Genomic DNA, 18752 nt, shown 5'->3' on the forward strand with positions numbered 1-18752 from the left:
CTCAGCCGCGTGCGGTGTGCCGGGCGGTGATGGGTGCCCCGCCCGGCCCGAGCTCGGCCCATCGGGTGGTGGGCCGGTGCACGACCAGGTCGGTGGTGCGCAGCCCGTCCGGATCCGCCCGTTCGGGGTCGAGCAGCGCGGAGAGCAGCGAGATGCCCGGATTGTGGGCGATCAGCAGCACGGAGCCGGCCTTCGGGTCGACCGCCCGGACCACGTCCAGCAGGACGTCCGGGTGCGCGTCGTACGCGGCCGGCTCGTAGCGGACCACCGGCGCGGATCCCGCCGGGCCCCCCTCCGGCGGGGATCCCGTCGCGCCCAGCGCCAGCCCGTGCCAGGTCTGCCGGGTCCGCCGGGCGGTCGAGCAGAGCACCACGTCGGGGAGGAGCGCGTGCCGGGCCAGCCAGGCGCCGGCCGCCGCCGCGTCGGCGTGCCCCCGTGCGGTCAGCGACCGTTCCTCGTCCGGGATCTCCTCGGACTGCTCGGCCTTGGCGTGTCGCAACAGCACCAACGTCCGCTGCTGGTTCCTGCCGTCCGTCATGCGCTCAGCTTGCCTGATTGGCGATCTCGGCGCCTGGGTATGTCGATGTGTGCCGCTACCTGAGCCATGGCCGCGGCGGGCAGGAAACGCCAGTAGGACGCCAAGGAGGCGACGTCATGGGCATCGGTGCCAGCATCTTCCTCATCGCGCTCGGCGCGATCTTCGCGTTCGCCATCGACGCCAACCTGGGATGGCTGAACCTGAACGTGGTGGGCTGGGTGCTCATGCTCGCCGGAGTGGCGGGCCTGATCACCACGCTCTACTTCTGGAACAGCCGCCGCAGGGTGGTGGCCGCCCCGGTGCGGGAGCGCGTCGTCGCCGAGCCGGTCGTGCCGGTGCAGGACGACCGGGTCGTGCGCGAGGAGTACCGCGAGGTGCGCCGCCCGGGCTCGGGCTACCCGGTCTGACCCGCGCCATGAACTGTCGAGGGCCCCGCGACGGCGCGGGGCCCTCGCCCGTCTTCCGGACCGGCGGCGATCAGGCGAACAGCGCGAAGTAGATCGCGATGTGGTGGCAGATCGCCGCGACCAGCGTGCAGGCGTGGAAGAACTCGTGGTGGCCGAAGACGGTGGGCCACGGGTTCGGCCGGCGCAACGCGTAGAAGACCGCGCCGACGCTGTAGATCGCCCCGCCGACCGTCAGCAGCACCAGGGCGGTGACGCCGCCGGCGTGCAGGATCTCCGGCAGCATCGCCACCGCGACCCAGCCGAGCGCCAGGTAGAGCGGGGCGGAGACCCAGCGCGGCGCATGCGGCCAGATCAGCTTGATCGCCACCCCGGCCAGCGCCCCGCCCCACACCAGGCCGAGCATGATCGTGGCGTGCCGGGTGTCCAGCAGCAGCGTGCAGAACGGCGTGTAGGTGCCGGCGATGAACACGAAGATCATCGAATGGTCCATCCGGCGCATGATCTGGTAGCCCCGCTCGGACCAGACCCGGCGGTGGTAGAGCGCGCTGGTGCCGAAGAGCCCGCACACGGTCAGGCTGTAGATCAGGCAGCTCACCAGCGGGGCCCAGCCCGGGCGGACGGCGGCGATGGAGCACAGCACGAGGCCGCAGACCAGCGCGGCGAAGAACGCGTAGGTGTGCAGCCAGCCGCGCATGCGGGGTTTCCCGATGTCGGCCGGCTTGAGCCGGAGCGGTGCGGAGGTTGTCACGCCAATCAGGTTACGACACCGTAGGTTACTTGCAAGTAGTGTGGACCGTCACGGTCGCCGACGCGAGGATGACGGGATGCGGATCCGGCCCGTCGGCGCGCACGCCCTGCTGCTCGACTGCGACGGCCCCGAGCAGGTCGAGGCGTGGCGGGCCGAGCTGTGGCGCCGCCGGGCGGCCGGCGACCTGAGCGCCGTCGAGATCGTCCCGGCGGCGGCCACCGTCCTGGTCGACGGCGTGCCGGACCCCGAGGCCGCCGCCGCGCGGATCGCCGGGTGGAGCCCCGCAGACGTGGCCACCACCGCCGGCGCCGCCGAGGTCCGGGTCCCCACGGTGTACGACGGCGCGGACCTGCCCGCCGTCGCCGAGCACTGGGGCGTCGACGTGCCCGCCGTGGTCGAGCGGCTGCGGGGGACCGAGTTCCGGGTGGCGTTCTGCGGCTTCGCGCCCGGGTTCGCGTACCTCACCGGGCTGCCGCCGGAGCTGGCGGTGCCCCGGCTCGCCACCCCGCGTACCCGGGTGCCGGCCGGCTCGGTGGCGCTGGCCGGCCCGTACGCGGGGATCTACCCGACCGCCTCGCCCGGCGGCTGGCTGCTGGTCGGTCGGACCGACCTCGTCCTCTTCGACGTGCACGCCGACCCACCGGCCCGGCTCACCCCGGGCACCCGCGTCCGGCTGGTGAGCGCGTGATCGAGGTGCTCCGGGCCGGTGCCCTCACCACCGTGCAGGACCAGGGCCGCCCCGGCTGGGCCCACCTCGGCGTGCCCCGCTCGGGCGCGCTGGACCCGGCCGCCCTGCGGCTGGCCAACCGGCTCGTCGGAAACCCCGAACACGCCGCCGGCCTGGAGATCACCCTGACCGGCTGCGTGCTGCGGTTCGGCCGGGCCGTCACGGTGGCACTCACCGGCGCGGCGGTGGACGTGCTGGTCGAGCGCCGGCCCGCCGCAGTGCCGACCGGCGGTGCCCGGCCGGCCGGGCACCGGCCATCCGGCGTGCCCTCCGGCGTCGAGCGCCGGCCCGGGGACACGGGCCGGCCGCTGTCGCTGCCCGCCGGGGCGACCCTGCGGGTCGGTCCCGCCCGCGCCGGGGTGCGCAGCTGGCTCGCCGTCTCCGGCGGGATCGCGGTCGAGCCGGTGCTCGGCAGCCGGGCCACCGACACGCTCTCCGGCCTCGGCCCGCCCCCGCTGCGGGACGGCGACCGGCTGCCCCTGGGCGCACCGACAGGCCCGCCGGTCCCGGTGGACCTCACCGTCGCCCCGGCCGTGCCGGCCGCCCTGCGGCTGGCCCTGCGCCCCGGCCCCCGGCAGGACTGGTTCACCCCCGCGGCGCTCGACCTGCTGCTCCGCACCGCGTACGCGATCAGTCCCGCCAGCAACCGCGTCGGCGCGCGACTGGCCGGCGCGGCCCTGCCCCGCGCGGTGGCCGGCGAGCTGCCCAGCGAGGGCCTCGTCCTCGGCGCGGTGCAGGTGCCCCCGGACGGCCAACCGCTGATCTTCCTGGCCGACCACCCCACCACCGGCGGATACCCGGTCATCGGGGTGGTCGAGGACGTGACCCCGCTCGCGCAGGCCCGCCCAGGGACTACGGTGACGTTCCATGGACCTCAACGCTGACCTCGGTGAGGGATTCGGCATCTGGCGGCTCGGCGACGACGAGGCGCTGCTGGGGCTGGTCACCTCCGCGAACGTCGCCTGCGGCTTCCACGGCGGTGACGCGTCCACCATGCACCGGATCTGCGCCGCCGCCGCGCGGCGCGGCGTCGCCGTCGGCGCCCAGGTCGGCTACCGGGACCTCGCCGGATTCGGCCGGCGGCACATCGCGTACGACTTCGCCGTCCTGCGCGACGAGACGATCTACCAGCTCGGGGCGCTGGACGCCTTCTGCCGGCTGGCCGGCACCCGGGTGCGCTACCTCAAGCCGCACGGCGCGCTCTACCACGCGGCCGCCTGCGACGAGGTCCAGGCCGCCGCGCTGGTCGCCGCAGTCAGCGGGTACGAGCACGAGCTGCCGGTGCTCTGCCCGCCCGGCTCCGTGCTCGCCCAGCTCGCCGTGGGCGCGGGCCTGCGGGTGGTCGCCGAGGGCTTCGCCGACCGGAACTACCTGCCGAACGGGCAGCTGGTGCCCCGGAGCGCGGCGAACGCGCTGGTCACCGACCCCGACGAGGTGGCCACGCGGGCCGTGCGGATGGCCACCGAGCGGACCGTCGTGGCGGTCGACGGCAGCGTGGTGCCCTGCCCGGCCGAGTCGATCTGCCTGCACGGCGACACCCCGGGCGCGGTGCGCTGCGCCGAACTGGTCCGGGCCGCCCTCATCGACGCCGGGGTCACTCCGACCCCGTTCGCGTGAAAGAAAGGGCCCCTTCCGGTAGCGGGGGCCCTTCCTGACGTCTGGGCGGGGTTCAGCCTTCGTCCAGGCCGCGCAGCACCAGCGGCAGGCGGCTCGATCCGCCGGGCACCACGCGCACCGGGACGCCCCAGTCCTGGCGGGTGAGGTGGCAGGCGGCGTGCTCGACGTCGGCGTCGCAGGTGGCCGCCTGGGCGGTCACCTGGAGCACGCCCTCCGCCACATCGCCGCTGAGCACCAGCCGGCGGGACAGGTCCGTGCTCGTCCCGGCCCCCTCGACCAGCAGCTCCGGCGGGGACGCCGAGACCACCACCCGGGTCGACGGCCCGTACGTCTCGTCCAGCTTCTGCCCGGGCGCGGGCGTGAAGATCACGTCGAGGGTCAGCTCGCCGGCCGCCACGTCGGTGGGCTTGCGCTCCAGCTTGTGCCGCGGGCCGTCCACGGTGTTCGCGCCCGCCGCGGTCAACGCGCCCGGGGCCAGCCGGGTCAGCCGGTGCGCGGCCGACTCGACCACCAGCACCTCGCCCTCGGCGGTGAGCACCAGGTCGCTCGGCTCGGCCAGCCCGTCGGCCACCGTGGCGACCTGCTCGGTCTCCGGGTCGAAGCGGCGCACCGCGCCGTTGTAGGTGTCCGCGATCAGCACCGAACCGTCCGGCAGCGCACACACCCCCAGCGGGTGCTGGAGCAGCGCCCGGTCCGCCGGCCCGTCGACGTGGCCGAAGTCGAACAGGCCCTGCCCGACGGCGGTGCCCATCACGCCGTTCTCCACGTAGCGGATGGCGCTGGTCTCGCTGTCGGCGACCCAGAGCCGGGCGCCGTCGGCCGAGACGGAGAGGCCGGAGGGCTGGGCCATCCAGACGTCCGGCAGCGGGCCGTCCCGCAGCGCCTCCACCGTGGTCCCGGCGTACATGCCGGCGGTCCGCTTCGCCGGGTCGAACCACCAGAGCTGGTGGATGCCGGCCATCGCGACGATGACGCGGTCGTCGTACCAGGCGACGTCCCAGGGGGAGGAGAGGTCGACCGAGCGGGCGTCGTGCGAGTGGTCGTCGACCGTCGAGCGCCACTGCCGCCCGGTGCCGGCGACCGTGACCACCTCGCCGGTCTCCAGCTGCACGCCGCGCAGCAGGTGGTTGACGGTGTCCGCCACGACCAGGTCGTAGCCGGCCAGCTCGGCCACCTGCGGGGGCAGCAGGCAGAGCCCCTGCGGCTCGGAGAACGTGGCCTCCCCCGCCGGGCCGTCGGCGTGACCGCGGACGCCCGTGCCGATCCGCCGGACCACGGTCTCCCCGTCCGGAGCCAGCTCGACCAGGGAGTGCCGGGCCGAGTCGGAGACCAGCAGGTTGCCGCCGTCGAGCACCACGGCCTTGCCGGGGAAGCGCAGCGCCGTCTCCGGCTCGGCCGGCGGCACGTACGGGCCCTCGCCCCGGTGCAGGGTGCCCTTCGCCTCGTGGGTGGCGATCAGGTCGTCGATCAGCCGGGCCAGCCCCTCGGCGTGCCCCTCGCCGGCCATGGTGGCGACCACGTAGCCCTCGGGGTCGACCACCGACAGGGTCGGCCAGGCCTTCGCCGCGTACTGCTGCCACATGTCCATCTCGGGGTCGTCGAGCACCGGGTGGTGCACGCCGTACCGCTCGACGGCGGCGGCGAGGGCCGCGGCGTCCTTCTCGTGCTCGAACTTCGGCGAGTGGACCCCGATCACGACCAGGACGTCGCCGTACTTCTCCTCGAGCGGGCGCAGCTCGTCGAGCACGTGCAGGCAGTTGATGCAGCAGAAGGTCCAGAAATCCAACAAGACGATCTTGCCGCGCAGGTCGGCCAGGGTGACGTCCTTGCCGCCGGTGTTCAGCCAGCCCCGGCCGCGCAGCTCGGGGGCCCGTACTCGTGCGCTCATGCCCCCATCGTGCCGCACCGCCGGCGGCCGCCGGCCCGATGGGGCGGTGAAGAGCGACACCTTCGGGCGATCACCCGTCGGAGCGGCTCCGCCAGCGGGCCACCAGGTCCTCCTGCCGGGCCGGGGCGCCGGGGAGCGGGGCCTCGACGGGATTGTGCAGGGCCTGGAGCAGCAGGGTGAGGTAGCGGTGCCGCAGCGCGGCCCCGCGGTCGGCGCCGGGGAGGTCGACCAGCATGACGGTCTCCAGCAGCAGCACGATGTCGGCTCCGCTGACGTCGTCGCGCAGGTCGCCGGACCGGCGTACCCGGTCGAGGAGCGTGTCGGCCAGTTGGGTCGCCCGTTCCGCCATGCGGCTCAACTCCGGGGTGGGGGCGAACGTGCCGGCCAGCCGCTGCGCGAGGGCCTGGCCGCCGCCCTCGACGACCCGGTGCAGGCAGGTGACGTAGGCGCCCCAGGGCGGCGCCTCGGCGGCGAGAGCGTCCTCAAGGTCGGCTATGTAGCGGGCCAGGCCGTCGGCCGCGAGGGCGCGCAGCAGGTCCTGCTTGCTGGGGTGGCGCCGGTAGAGGGCGCTGATGCCGACGCCCGCACGGGCGGCCACGGCCGAGACGGGCGCTTCGGGGTCGGCCAGGAAGACCTCGCGGGCGGCGTCGAGGATGCGGGTGTCGTTGCGGGCCGCCTGGGCGCGGCGGCCGCTGAGCGGGCCGGTCTCGGGTTCGGACATGGGTCGACGATAGCAGTGGAACGGATCGTTCCGTTCTGTTAAGCTTGAACGGAACGAAACATTCCGTTCCCCGAAAGGACCGGCCTCGTGAGCTTCCCCGTCCTCACCACCGCTCTCGACCTCCTGCGCCGCGCCGCCGAGGGGGTGCCGGCCGACCGGCTCGACGACCCGACCCCGTGCGCCCAGTGGACCGTCGGGCAGGTGCTCATGCACGCCGCCGGCGACCAGCACGCGTGGGCGGCGTCCGTCGGCACCGGCACGATGCCGGCGTACAACCCGTTCGACCCGCCGCGCGGCCACGACGAGGGCGTGCAGAGCGTCGTCCGGAGCGCGGTCGAGGGCGCCACCGCCGTGTGGGCGCGGGTCGACCCGGCGGCCGGTCCGGTCGGCACGCCGCTGCCGCCCGTGCCGACCATGGACCCCCAGCTCGCCGCCGCGGCCTGCGCGCTGGACGCCGCCATCCACGCCTGGGACGTCGCGGTGGCCACCGGGCAGCCGGCCCCGCTCACCGCCGAGCTGGCCGAGCAGCTCATGCCGGCGGCCCGGGCGACCGCCGAGCCACTGCGCGGATTCGCGTACGCCGCCGCGCTGCCCGCGGGGCCCGGTGCCGACCCGGTCGCCGCCCTGCTGGCCTACCTCGGTCGCGACCCGCACTGGCAGAAGTGACAGACAGACGACGGCGGGGCCACGGATCACCGTGGCCCCGCCGTCGTGGGAGTTGCTACTGGCCGGCCGGCTTGAGGCAGAGCACCCGGTTGGTCCCGTCGCCGGGAAGGACCACCTGGGGCTGCGCCGGGTCGGCGCACTTGTCCTTGCTGTCCACCTTCGACACCACGGTGAACGCCCCCTGCTCGCCGCAGTCGGCCGCCACGGCGGTCGTGCCGGACTGCTTCACGCAGGAACCCACCGCCGGGTCGAAGGCCGCCGGCTTGTCGTCCCCGCCGATCTTGCCGAGCAGGGTGAGCAGGCCGAGCGGCACGGCGAGGATGAGCACCGCGGCGATCAGCACCGCGGCCAGCACCCGTCCGTTGCGCACCTTCGGCGTGGGCGCCTCGGTCTTCGGCTCCGCGTCCGGCTTGAACGCCTCGAAGCGGCCCTGGTCCGGGTCGCCGCCGGGAGCGGCCTGCGGCCAGGCCGGCGGGCCCTGCTGGGGCGGCGGCGGGAACGCCGGCGGGAAGCCGCCCGGCTCGCCCATCGGCCCCTGCCCCGGTACGCCGACCGAGGCTCGGCCGCCGGCCGGCCCGCCGAACGGTTCACCGGGCCCGCCCGGCCCGCCGAACTGGTCACGGTGGCCGGGAGGCCCACCGAACGGGTCCTGGTGCCCACCGGGAGCGCCGAACGGCTCGTGGGGGCCGGCGGGGCCGCCGAACGGGTCGTGCGGCCCGCCCGGGCGCTCGCCGTTGTGCGGGTGCACCCCGTTGACCGGTCGGTTGTTACCCGGCGGGTCCACGAAGGACGGCACGCCGGGCGGGAACGGCGGCGGGGCGGCGGGCGAGGACGGCGGGGCCGAGTGCACCGGGGGCGCGTCGGCGTATCCGTGCTGGCGATCCGACTCGTCCGTCCGGGGGTGCGGGCCCGGCTCGGCGAAGCCGTTCGGGCCGTCCTGCCCGGGCGCCTCCTCCGGCTCGGGACGGGCGGGCCGGCCGTAGACGCGCGGCTGTGGGCCGGGCGCGCCGCTCGTGGGCAGCGGCTGGTCGGCCGGAGGCGTCACCCGGCTGGTCATCGGCACCGAGGCGCTGGCCGAGACGGCACCGCCCTCCGGCGAGGTACGCGGCCCGGGCACCATCGGCCCGGCCGGTGACTGCGGCTCCTCGTGCGCCCGGCCGGCGTCGGCGGCCGGCTCGTACGCCTGCGGGTTGCGGTCGCCCGGCTCGCCGCCCGGGTTGAACGGGGCGTAGTCGGCGGGCGGAGCGGCGGCCAGCGCGGCGCCCGGCACCCGCTGCTCCTGCGGGGGCAGCGGCACCGCGTTGGCGGGGGAGATCCCCGGGCCCGGCGCCGGCTGGTAGATCGGACCGTCGTCGGCGCGGGCCGGCTCCCAGCCCGGTGCCGCGGACTGCTCGGGCTGGGCCTCGGCGGCGCGACCCCAGGCCTCGCCGGGCGCCCACGGCTCGGCCTCCGGGATGGCCGGACGCTCGCGCGCCCACTGTCCCTGGTTGTCCTGGTTGCCGCCCCAGGCGGGCGGCGAGTCGGGGGACGGCACGGACGCGCTGGCCCGGGCGGGCGACTCGGCAGCCGCCGGGACGGCGGCGGAACCCCAGCCGGGCTGCCCCGGCTCGTCCGCCGGACGCTCCGGCTCGCGCTGGTGCGGCACCGACGCGGCACCGTTCCACGCGGCGCCCGGACGCTGCTCGTCGGACGCGCCCCAGGCGGCCGGCTGCGGCGCCTCGGCGGCGCCGGCGGACCGGCCCGCCGCCCAGCCGCCGGAGCGGTCCGGATCGTCGTCCTGCGCGGCCCGGCCGTTCTGCCAGCGGCCGGAGTCGCCCTGCTCGTCGGCCTGGCCCTGCTGCCAGCGGTCGGGATGGCCCTGGTCCTCGCCCTGCGACGGGGCCGGGGCGCTCTGCCAGGCACCGGCGTGACCCTGGTCGTCCTGGGCCGGCCAGGCGCTCTCGGGCCGGGCGGCGCCCGGGACGGAGACCTTGGCGGCGGCGCGGGCGGGCGGCTCGGCCGGCGACCAGCCCTGCTCGCCCTGCTGGCCCCAGGCGGGCTGGGCGTCTTGCTGCTGGGCGGCGGCCCCGACGGCCCAGCCGCCGGAGTTGTCCTCCTGCGCCGCGCGCCAGCCGCCGGAGCGGCCGGGATCGTCGTCCTGCTGACCGGTCGCCGGGGTCCACCCACCGGGCCGGTTCGCGTCGTCCTGCCCAGCGGGTGTGGCCCACGACTCGTTCGGGACGGTGGCGGGCGCGGGCACCGAGGCGGCGCCGCGGGCACCCGGCTCGCCGGCCTGCGCCCACGCGGGTTGCTCACCGGACGGGGCCGGGGCGGCGCCCCAGGTCGGCCCGCTCTGCTCGTTCGCCCAGGCCGGCGGTGCCGACTCCGTGGCGTTGTCCGGCGGGGCGGCGGCCCAGGCGGGCTGCCCCGGCTCGGCGCCGCGGTGGGGGTCGGCCTGCTCGGGCGCGCCCCAGGCGGGTGCTCCCTGGTCGGGCGCGCCCCAGGCCGGGGCGGACTGCTCCGGAGCGGCCCAGGCGGGCTGCGAGGCAGGGCTCCAGCCGCCCGGCTCGGCCGGCGGCGGCACCTGCGCGGTGGCGCGGCCGGCGGCGGGCTGGTTGCCCGGAGGTGTCCAGGCGGGGGGCTGGTCGTCGGCCGCGGCCCAGGCGGGGGCCGGCTGGGCGGGCCGACCGGCCGGCGGGGGCGGGGCCCAGCCGAGGTCGGGCGCGCCGTACCCGTTGTCCTGCTGCGCCGGGCGGTCGCCGTACGGCACCGGTCCGCCGGCGCCCGGCGACACCTCGCCCGGCTCCTGGCCGGGGCGGTGCGGGGCCTCGGACGTCATGGGTGCGCCTCCTCCATCACATGTCGGCCGCCGATGCCGATCGGGACCGTCGGCATGGCTGCCGGAGTCGCCGGCAGGTACCGGCCGTGCGGGCTCCCCGCACCGTATCCGGTGGCCGCCCGGAGGCGCCCGGGGGAGCACGGGCCGTCACCGAACGTCACCGGACGATATCGATCGGTTGCTCCATGAGGCGATCGGTCCGGGGGCGGGCGGTTGGCGACCGAGCCCCACCGTACCGGGCGGTGCGGCGAGGTGGAATCCCGGTGTCAATCGACGTGAAACGCCGAAGACCCGCCCGGTTGCCCGGGCGGGTCTTCGAACTGGAGGAGGTGAGGAAAGTAGTGGAGCGTCAGCTCATGTGACGCTGGGCGATGGCGAGAAGCTCCTCGCGGACGGCCGGCGAGTTGGCGGAACGCAGCGCGTGCTCGATGGCACGGGCGCGGCGGTTGGCGTCGCGGCGGTTGCGGATTCGCTCGATCATGCTCATCTGGGTCTCTCCTCCTGGCTATTCGGTTGTCAGCCCCTTGATGTCTCTATTGAACCCCAGAACGCCCCGAACTTCCATCGATTATTAGGTGAGCTGAGCCACGTGCCTAAGGATCGTAGGCAAGCGGGGTGTCCGGGCCGACGTTTCGTTCCCCAACGGCAACGGCCGGTGTGCCCGGGCGTTCACCCGTGCACACCGGCCGTGGCCTGGTGCGATGCGCTGTCAGGTCCAGGCGAGCAGCGCCGCCTCCGGGTCGGCCAGGAAGTCCCCGATGTCGCGGAGGAACTTCGAGCCGAGCTCACCGTCGATGATCCGGTGGTCGAAGGACAGGCCCAGCGTGGTGACCTGGCGCGGCTTGACCTTGCCCTTGTGCACCCAGGGCAGCTCCCGCACCGCGCCGAAGGCGAGGATGGCGGACTCGCCCGGAGGCAGGATCGGGGTGCCGGTGTCGACGCCGAAGACGCCGACGTTGGTGATGGTCAGCGTGCCGCCCGACATGTCGGCCGGCGAGGTCTTCCCCGCCTTGGCCGTCTGGACGAGAGCGGTCATGGCGTCCGCCAGCTCGCGCAGCGAGAGCCGGCCGGCGTCCTTGATGTTCGGCACGATCAGGCCACGCTCGGTGGCCGCCGCGATGCCCAGGTTCACGTAGTCCTTGACCACGATCTCGTCGCCGGCCCAGGTCGAGTTGACCATCGGGTGGCGCTTGACCGCCAGCAGCACCGCCTTGGCGACCAGCAGCAGCGGCGAGACCCGCACGTCCCGCCACTCGCGCCGCTCCCGGAGCCGGTCCAGCGCCTTCATGGCCCGGGTCACGTCGACGGTCAGGAACTCCGTGACGTGCGGGGCGGTGAACGCCGAGCGGGCCATGTTCTCCGCGGTGAGCTTGCGTACCCCCTTGACCGGGATGCGCTGCTCGCGGTCGGCGCCGAAGCTCGCGGCCGCCGTGGCCGGCGCGGTGACCGCCAGCGGCTCGGCCGCCGCCGGGGCCGCCGCCGCCCGCTGTACGTCCTCGCGGGTGATCGAGCCCAGCGGGCCCGACCCGGTCAGCGTGGCGAGGTCGACGCCGAGGTCCTTGGCGAGCTTGCGGACCGGCGGCTTGGCCAGCACCGGGCCGCCGGCCGGCCGGCCGTTGCCGTTCAGCGCGGGCGCCGGGACCACCGGGGCCGGCGCCGGAGCCGGCTGGACCGGAGCGGCCTGGACCGGAGCGGCCGGGACCGGAGCGGCCGGGACCGGAGCGGCCGGGGCCGTCGTGGCCTGGGCCGGGACGCCACCCTTGCGCGGCCGCCGCTTGGCCGGCGCGTTCCGCGGGCCGTAGCCGACCAGCACCGCGGTACGCCCGCCCGGCGCCACACCGCCGATGAGGCCCGGCTCGACCATGCCCTCCTCGGGCGCGACCGCCACGGCGGCCAGCGAGGCCGCCGACGGGGTGGGCAGGTCCGCGGCCGGCGCGCCGGTCGTCGACTGCTCGATCGGCCCGGCGTTCGGGTCGGTGTCGATCGCGATGATCGGGCTGCCGACCTCGACCGTGGCACCCTCCGGATGGTAGATCGTCTGCACCCGGCCGGCCCACTTCGCCGGGATCTCGACCGCCGCCTTGGCGGTCTCCACCTCGACGATCGGCTGGTTCAGCTCGATGTCGTCGCCCACCTTGACCAGCCAGGCGAGGATCTCGCCCTCGGTCAGGCCCTCGCCCAGGTCGGGGAGGTTGAACGTCTTGATCCGTGACATGCCGCTCACCAGCCGAAGGTGCGGTCGACGGCGTCGAGCACCCGGTCGAGGTCGGGCAGGTACTCCTCCTCCACCCGGGCGGCCGGGTAGGGGGTGTCGAAGCCGGTGACCCGCAGCACCGGGGACTCCAGGGAGTAGAAGCACTCCTCGGTGATCCGGGCGGCGATCTCCGACCCGAGGCCCAGGTTGCCCGGGGCCTCGTGGACGACCACGCAGCGGCCGGTGCGCTTCACCGACTCGTACGCGGCGGTCAGGTCCAGCGGCGAGAGCGTGCGCAGGTCGATGACCTCCAGCTCCCGGCCGTCCTCGGCGGCGGCGGTGGCCGCGTCCAGGGCGGTACGCACCATCGGGCCGTACGCCAGCACGGTGGCGTCGGTGCCCGGCCGGGCGACCCGGGCGGCGTGCAGCGGGTACGCCTCGGCCAGCGGGGCGTCCAGCTCGACCGGACCCTTCTCCCAGTAGCGCCGCTTCGGCTCCAGGAAGACGATCGGGTCGTCGGAGGCGATGGCCTGCTGGATCATCGAGTAGCCGTCCTGCGGGTTCGCGCAGGTGACGACCTTGAGGCCGGCGGTGTGCGCGAAGTACGCCTCGGGCGACTCCGAGTGGTGCTCGACCGCGCCGATGCCGCCGCCGTACGGGATCCGGATGACCATGGGGATCCGTACCTTGCCCTGCGAGCGGTAGTGCATCTTCGCCACCTGCGACACGATCTGGTCGTACGCCGGGTAGACGAAGCCGTCGAACTGGATCTCGCAGACCGGCCGGAAGCCGCGGATGGCCAGGCCGACCGCGGTGCCGATGATGCCGGATTCGGCGAGCGGGGTGTCGATCACCCGCTGGTCGCCGAAGTCCTTCTGGAGGCCGTCGGTGATCCGGAAGACGCCGCCGAGCTTGCCGACGTCCTCGCCCATGATGACGACCTTCGGGTCGTTCTCCAGGGCCTTGCGCAGGCCGGCGTTGAGGGCCTTGCCGAGGGTGAGCGTCTCCGTGGCCATCAGTGGGCGCTCCCCTCGAACGACTCCAGGTACTTGCTGAACTGGGCCCGCTGCTCGTCGAGCTCGGGGGACCCGTTGGGGTAGACGTGGTCGAACATGGTCACCGGCTCCGGGTCGGGCATGGCGAGCACCCGCTCGCGCAGGTGCACCGCCTCGGCGCGGGCCTGCTCGTCGACCTCGGCGAAGAACGACTCGTCGACGATCTGCTGCCTGGTGAGGAACGCCTTCATCCGGGCGATCGGGTCCTTGGCCTGCCAGGCCTCGACCTCGCTGGCGATCCGGTAGCGGGTCGGGTCGTCGGAGGTGGTGTGCGCGCCCATCCGGTAGGTGTACGCCTCGATGAGGCTCGGGCCCTGGCCGTGCCGCGCGTTGTCCAGCGCGTGCCGGGTCACCGCGTACGACGCGAGCACGTCGTTGCCGTCCACCCGGACGCCGGGGAAGCCGAAGCCGCCGGCCCGCTGGTAGAGCGGGACGCGGGTCTGCCGCTCCAGCGGCTCGGAGATGGCGTACTGGTTGTTCTGGCAGAAGAACACCAGCGGGGCGTTGAAGACGCTGGCCCAGACGAACGACTCGTTGACATCGCCCTGGCTGGTGGCGCCGTCGCCGAAGTAGGCGATCACCGCCTCGCCGTCCTCGCTGCCGGTCTTGCCGTCCATGGCGACACCCATGGCGTAGCCGGTCGCGTGCAGGGTCTGCGCCCCGATGACGATCGTGTACATGTTGAACTTGAACTCGTTCGGGTCCCAGCCGCCTTGGTCGACGCCGCGGAACAGGCCGAGCGGCATGATCGGGTCGATGCCCCGGCAGTAGAGGACGCCGTGCTCCCGGTAGGTCGGGAAGGCCATGTCCTGCGTACGCAGCGCCCGGCCGGAGCCGACCTGCGCCGCCTCCTGGCCCAGCAGGCTGGCCCAGAGGCCCAGCTCGCCCTGGCGCTGGAGCGCCGTGGCCTCGGCGTCGAGCTTCCGGACCAGCACGAGGTCGCGGTAGAGCCCGCGGTACTCCTCGTCGGTGAAGTCGACGCGGTACTCGGTCCCGTCCGGGCCGAGCGCGCTCTCGATCCGCTCGCCCTCGGGCGTGAGCAGCTGCACGAGCTCCGGTTCACTCGTGGCGGCGGCGCGCTTGGTACGGGGTGCGGCCCGCTTGCTGCGGGTGGCGGCCCCGGGATCGCCCTTTGCCATCCGTCTCTCCCTGTCTGGTCTGCGCCGGCGCCGGGGGGTGACCCGTGCCGCGCACATCGTGCGCCCGATCCGGCTGGTGCCGGACCGGTCCCTGGCGGCCGCGCCTAGCCCCGGTGAGGGTTGCCGCGCGGCGTGAGCCGGGTCCGTTTCCGAGCCCGACCCGGGAGCGCCGGCGCCGTACCGCACCAGCCGCGGGGTGCGCGGAGGTGGCGGCTGCGTTGCCGTCGTGCCTGAATGATTGCAGAGGAGGTGAGCGGGCCCACAGTACGGCCTCCTCCGCCGGTGACGTTCCGCCGTGTTCGCGATGCATAGACACATTTGTCCGTTGAGCCGTCGTCGAGCGACGGACAGTTTGTGTGTCGACACGCTGTGGTGACTGGTGAACTGAGCGTCACTGGTTCAAGCTGACGGTGGTCCCCCTGAGGCATTTGTCCGTTTAGCCTGGCCGGGATCCCGCCCTGTCGACACGTACGAGGAGTGTGCCGGTGTCCGAGCCGCCAGAGGGTCCTCCGGGAGCTCCGTTCCTCGGCCGGCACCGGGCGGTGCCGCGATCCGGCTACCGGCGGGTGGTCGGCGCGCACCGCGCGCAGGGCCTGGGCGGCCCGAGCCGGGGCTACCTGTTCACCGTCGCGCTGCTGGCCGGCACCGCGTCCATGCCGATCCTCGCGGCGATCAGCGCCGGGTCGGCCACCGTGGGAAACAGCGCCCTCCCGGACAGCAGCACCCCGTTCATCCCGACTCCCTCGGTCGGCCCGGTGGTGATCCCGCTGCCCGAGGGGACCCAGTCCCCGCTGCTGCCCACCCCGTCGCCGGTCGCCGGAGCCACCACCGTGCCGCCCGCGGCGCCGGTGCTCCCGGCCGCCCCGGCCCTGCCCGACGACACCGACCTCGGCGCCCGCCACCGGTCGCACCCGGCCGCTCCCGCGCCGGCGCCGACCCCTCGCCCCGTCCGGACCACGCCGGCCGGCCCGCCGCGCCCGTCGCCGGTGCCCTCACCGTCGCCGTCCGACCCGGAGCCGAGCCCCAGCCCGACCGCCGAACCGACCCCGACCGCCGAGCCGTCGCCGACCGCCGAGCCGACCCCGACCTCCGAGCCGTCGCCGTCCGACGACCCGGACCCGACGACCGAGCCGACCGACGGCACGCCGTCACCGACCGGCACGCCGCCGGAGGAGTCGCCCACGCCGACGGTCAGCCCGCGCGACGACCCGCGCCCGAGCGCCACGGCGTCGGGCAGCACGGCCCCGACCGCGCACTGAACGTGAGCCACTCCCCGGTGGGTCAGGCCGGGTCGTCGGTGAGGCGGTGGCGGTTCGCCTCGATCCAGGCGTCCAGCGCCGCCGGATCGTCCGGGTCGACGCCGTCCGCCATGAGCTGGGCGACGGCGGCCGTGGCCGGGCTGCGGCGCTCGCCGGTGCTGTAGAGCCGGGCGAACTCGGGGACCATCTCCTCGATCGCCTCGTCCGTGCGGGCGGCCGCCGCCGGCGCGAGCCCGCGCTGGCGGGCCGCGTACGCCGCCCAGCCGCGCAGCACCCGGGGCAGCATGGCGGCGTCGTCCATGTCCAGCACGGCCCGCCGGTGCACCCAGTCGAGCAGGAACAGCTCCGCGACCGTGGGGCTCCAGCGCATCGGGTCGGCGTCCGGGAAGCTCGCCGCGTGGTCCAGCAGCAGCCCCAGGCAGAAGTGCAGCGAGGCCAGCTCCCCGTCGGCGACCCGGTCCAGGCCGAACCGGACCGCCTCGGGTGAGCCGAGGAAGGCCCGTACCAGCCGGGTCCGTGCCTCGTCCGTGAGCGGCGGGACGTCGGCCGTCCCCGCCGGAGCCGAGCCGGGCAGCGCGGCCAGCCGCGCACCCACCAGCGCCCGGTCGGTGGCCAGCGAGCCCTGCGCCGGCAGCTCGCCGAGGTCGTCGGTGACCGCCAGGTGGCGGCTGACCTCGGTGCGCATCCGGGCCGGGTCCTCGGTGCGGAACCAGGTGAACTCGTCCTGGGTGCAGATCTCCCGGGCCTGCTCGACGATCCGGGCGGCCGGACCGCCCACGAACACGTCCTTGGTGATCCCGATGTTGTGGTCGACCAGGGCCACCAGGGCGTGCTCCGGCCCGCCCTCGTCGTCGTCGTAGGCGAAGGTGGCCAGGTAGGAGGTCTGGTCGCCGTACACGTCGCCGTACGACCAGGCGCCCGTGAGGTGCACCCGGCCCAGCTGGCCGGCCCACGCCGGGGCGTAGGCGCCGGGGCGGACCCGGGCGGCGCCCTCGGCGTCGGGCACCAGGGTGGCGAAGATGGCGCGGATGGTGGTCGCGGCGGCACTGCGGCGGCGCGACGTGGCGGTGAGGAAGCCGGCCACGAACTCGCGGACGGCGTTGTCCCGGTCGGTCTCGGCAACGGCGTAGACGCTGCCGAGCAGCGCGGCGCCGAGCATCTCCGCGTCCAGGGCGGAGTCGAGCCTCGTCACGTCGCGAGCGGCGTGCAGCACCGCCTCGTAGGGGGTCTGTGGCGTGGCCATGCACCGACCCTACGCCGCCCGGCCCGCCCGGACACCGGTCAGCACGCCGGGCATTCCGCGCCGGGGCTCAGCCCCGGGCCGCCTCCCGCAGCGCCTCGCGCGCCTCGCCGTAGCGGGCCAGCACCGCCCAGACCGGGTTGAGCACGTGCTTCTCGCCGACGCTGCCCACCGAGGTGAGCAGCCGCTGCTCGGCCCGGCGCCGGGCGCGCCGCGCGGCCCACCGGATCACCGGCCGGGTCAGCGCCGCCACCAGCAGCCCGGCCAGCAGGCCGCCGAGCAGCAGGACGGTGGGCCAGGGCACCTCGCCGAGGTCCGGGTAGTCGAGGGCGGGCAGGCCGAGGATGCGCAGCGCGTAGCCCAGCACCAGCCAGGCCAGGCCGCCCAGCGCGGCGAGGGTGACCAGCCACTGGAGCCCACCGATCACCCGCCACCAGGTCGGCCGGCGGTCCATGCCCAGGTCGGTGGCGGCCACCGCGTGGTCCAGGGCGTCCGGCAGGTCGGTCAGCCGGGACCGGGCCGCGGCCGTCACCGCGGCCGGCCAGGGCGCCGGCAGGCCGGCGGCGGAGCGGTCGGCCACCGCGCGGATGGCCAGGTTGAGCGCCGAGCGCTGCGCGGCGGTCGGATCGGGTACGGAGGTGGCCGCGACCAGGCTCTCCGCCGGCGCGTCGGCGCCCCCGCCGGGCAGGTGCAGCCGGCGCAGCGGGTCCGGCCGCAGCTTCCGCCAGCCCCGGACCAGCGGCCAGCCGGTGCTGCCCACCGCCCGGTGCCGGTACGCGCCCTCGACGGCCCCGGCCACCGTCGGCACCCCGGCCGCTCCGGCCAGGGCCGAGGTGAGTTCGCGGGCCGAGGCGTCACCCGGCCCGGTGCGCGTCGGCTCCGGCCCGACCAGCGGGTCGAGCCCGGCCACCACGGCGTCCACGTCGCCGGCCAGCCGGCGCAGGGCGGCCTGCCGCTCGGCGACCGTACGCTCCAGCTCGGCGCGGAGCCCGTCCAGACCGGCCGGGTCCACCGCCACCGTCGGCAGCAGCGGCACCCCCTCCAGCCCGTCGGCGTCGAGCAGCCGGCGCAGGTCGCCGAGGACCCGGGGCAGCTCGGCCGGGGGCAGCCGGTCGGCCTGGTTGAGCACGACCACCGTCACGTCCCGGTGCCGGTGGAACTCGCGCAGGTAGCTGGTGTGGATCACCCGGTCGGCGTACTTCTGCGGGTCGACCACCCAGACCACCAGGTCGACCAGGCCGAGCAGCCGGTCCACCTCCAGCCGGTGGGTCCGCTGCACCGAGTCGAAGTCGGGCAGGTCCAGCAGGACCAGGCCGTGCAGGGCCGACTCGTCGTCGCCGTCCAGCGGGCTCTCCCGGACGAAGCGGTGCCGCGGCAGCACCCCGATCCAGTCGAGCAGCCGGGACGCGCCGTCGAGCTGCCCCCAGACGCAGGCGTGCGCCACGCCGGTGGTCGGCCGGCGGACGCCGACCGGGGACAGGTCCAGCCGGGCCAGGGCGTTGAACAGGCTCGACTTGCCGCTGCCGGTCGCCCCGGCCAGCGCGACAACGGTGTGGTGGCCGGAGAGGGCGAGCCGGGTGCCGGCCCGCTCGACCACGGTGTGCGCGGCGACCAGCTCGGCGTCCGGCACCTGGCCGTCGACCGCCCCGAGGAAGCGCTGGAGGGCCTGGAGCCGCGCGATCAGGACGTCGGGGTCGACCCGCTGCCCGCCCCGGAACGCCTCCCGCATCCGGCC

At 75.5% G+C, this 18752-nt stretch carries 17 protein-coding genes; 6 read left to right on the forward strand and 11 right to left on the reverse strand.

Going from position 1 to position 18752, the window contains the following annotated elements; genetic code table 11:
* Nucleotide 1 precedes the first annotated feature (1 nt).
* Complete coding sequence (locus tag ACQP12_RS00620; RefSeq protein WP_357943929.1) at nt 2–538, reverse strand: SixA phosphatase family protein; 537 nt, start codon at nt 536–538, stop codon at nt 2–4.
* A 116-nt stretch (nt 539–654) separates the two neighbouring features.
* Here ACQP12_RS00620 and ACQP12_RS00625 point away from each other — a divergent pair, with 116 nt between their 5' ends.
* Complete coding sequence (locus ACQP12_RS00625; RefSeq protein ID WP_357332072.1) at nt 655–945, forward strand: DUF6458 family protein; 291 nt, start codon at nt 655–657, stop codon at nt 943–945.
* A gap of 70 nt (nt 946–1015) precedes the next feature.
* Here ACQP12_RS00625 and trhA read toward each other — a convergent pair whose 3' ends face one another.
* Nucleotides 1016–1693: a PAQR family membrane homeostasis protein TrhA gene (trhA, locus tag ACQP12_RS00630; RefSeq protein WP_433284216.1), complete on the reverse strand. Its 678-nt coding sequence runs from the start codon at nt 1691–1693 to the stop codon at nt 1016–1018.
* Nucleotides 1694–1769: 76 nt separating this feature from the next.
* Between trhA and ACQP12_RS00635 the strand changes: the two genes are divergently transcribed.
* Genes ACQP12_RS00635 through ACQP12_RS00645 form a run of 3 tightly spaced genes read left to right on the forward strand, consistent with a single transcriptional unit; the run spans nt 1770 to nt 4037 of the window.
* Nucleotides 1770–2381: a 5-oxoprolinase subunit B family protein gene (locus tag ACQP12_RS00635; RefSeq protein WP_433284218.1), complete on the forward strand. Its 612-nt coding sequence runs from the start codon at nt 1770–1772 to the stop codon at nt 2379–2381.
* On the forward strand, nt 2378–3304 hold the full coding sequence (locus tag ACQP12_RS00640) for a biotin-dependent carboxyltransferase family protein (protein WP_433284220.1): 927 nt from the start codon (nt 2378–2380) through the stop codon (nt 3302–3304). The genes ACQP12_RS00635 and ACQP12_RS00640 overlap by 4 nt, the downstream gene beginning before the upstream one ends.
* Entirely contained in the window at nt 3288–4037 is a 750-nt protein-coding gene (locus ACQP12_RS00645) for a LamB/YcsF family protein (RefSeq protein WP_433284222.1), read from the forward strand. The genes ACQP12_RS00640 and ACQP12_RS00645 overlap by 17 nt, the downstream gene beginning before the upstream one ends.
* Nucleotides 4038–4089: 52 nt before the next feature.
* Here the strand turns inward: ACQP12_RS00645 and ACQP12_RS00650 are convergent, their stop codons facing one another.
* Both ACQP12_RS00650 and ACQP12_RS00655 read right to left on the reverse strand, forming a co-directional pair.
* Entirely contained in the window at nt 4090–5925 is a 1836-nt protein-coding gene (locus tag ACQP12_RS00650; RefSeq protein ID WP_433284224.1) for an NHL domain-containing thioredoxin family protein, read from the reverse strand.
* 70 nt (nt 5926–5995) lie between these two features.
* Nucleotides 5996–6646, reverse strand: a complete 651-nt coding sequence (locus ACQP12_RS00655) for a TetR/AcrR family transcriptional regulator (RefSeq protein ID WP_433284226.1) — start codon at nt 6644–6646, stop codon at nt 5996–5998.
* Nucleotides 6647–6733: 87 nt separating this feature from the next.
* On the opposite strand from ACQP12_RS00655, the gene ACQP12_RS00660 reads away from it, so the two are divergent.
* On the forward strand, nt 6734–7312 hold the full coding sequence (locus ACQP12_RS00660) for a TIGR03086 family metal-binding protein (protein ID WP_433284228.1): 579 nt from the start codon (nt 6734–6736) through the stop codon (nt 7310–7312).
* A 55-nt stretch (nt 7313–7367) separates the two neighbouring features.
* Here the strand turns inward: ACQP12_RS00660 and ACQP12_RS00665 are convergent, their stop codons facing one another.
* The 5 genes from ACQP12_RS00665 to pdhA form a co-directional block, all read right to left on the reverse strand.
* Complete coding sequence (locus ACQP12_RS00665) at nt 7368–10130, reverse strand: LppU/SCO3897 family protein (protein ID WP_433284230.1); 2763 nt, start codon at nt 10128–10130, stop codon at nt 7368–7370.
* A 349-nt stretch (nt 10131–10479) separates the two neighbouring features.
* On the reverse strand, nt 10480–10617 hold the full coding sequence (locus tag ACQP12_RS00670) for a hypothetical protein (protein WP_165823299.1): 138 nt from the start codon (nt 10615–10617) through the stop codon (nt 10480–10482).
* 222 nt (nt 10618–10839) lie between these two features.
* The gene (locus ACQP12_RS00675; RefSeq protein WP_433289053.1) at nt 10840–12345 is read right to left on the reverse strand and encodes a dihydrolipoamide acetyltransferase family protein; all 1506 of its coding nucleotides are present in this window, start codon (nt 12343–12345) and stop codon (nt 10840–10842) included.
* 5 nt (nt 12346–12350) lie between these two features.
* Nucleotides 12351–13340 (reverse strand): alpha-ketoacid dehydrogenase subunit beta, encoded by a 990-nt coding sequence (locus ACQP12_RS00680; RefSeq protein WP_357943909.1) that lies wholly within the window; start codon nt 13338–13340, stop codon nt 12351–12353.
* Nucleotides 13340–14518: a pyruvate dehydrogenase (acetyl-transferring) E1 component subunit alpha gene (gene pdhA / locus ACQP12_RS00685; protein WP_357943907.1), complete on the reverse strand. Its 1179-nt coding sequence runs from the start codon at nt 14516–14518 to the stop codon at nt 13340–13342. Before pdhA ends, ACQP12_RS00680 begins: the two co-directional genes overlap by 1 nt.
* A gap of 485 nt (nt 14519–15003) precedes the next feature.
* Here pdhA and ACQP12_RS00690 point away from each other — a divergent pair, with 485 nt between their 5' ends.
* Nucleotides 15004–15777 carry a hypothetical protein gene (locus ACQP12_RS00690; protein WP_433284232.1) on the forward strand — a complete coding sequence of 258 codons (774 nt, stop codon included), beginning with the start codon at nt 15004–15006 and terminating at the stop codon, nt 15775–15777.
* A 22-nt stretch (nt 15778–15799) separates the two neighbouring features.
* On the opposite strand, the gene ACQP12_RS00695 is transcribed toward ACQP12_RS00690, so the two are convergent.
* Both ACQP12_RS00695 and ACQP12_RS00700 read right to left on the reverse strand, forming a co-directional pair.
* Complete coding sequence (locus ACQP12_RS00695; protein ID WP_357943903.1) at nt 15800–17020, reverse strand: hypothetical protein; 1221 nt, start codon at nt 17018–17020, stop codon at nt 15800–15802.
* Between the two features lie 67 nt (nt 17021–17087).
* Entirely contained in the window at nt 17088–18746 is a 1659-nt protein-coding gene (locus ACQP12_RS00700) for a GTPase (protein WP_433289055.1), read from the reverse strand.
* Nucleotides 18747–18752: the final 6 nt, after the last annotated feature.

The organism is Micromonospora sp. CA-244673, assembly GCF_050948395.1.
GTDB lineage: Bacteria > Actinomycetota > Actinomycetes > Mycobacteriales > Micromonosporaceae > Micromonospora.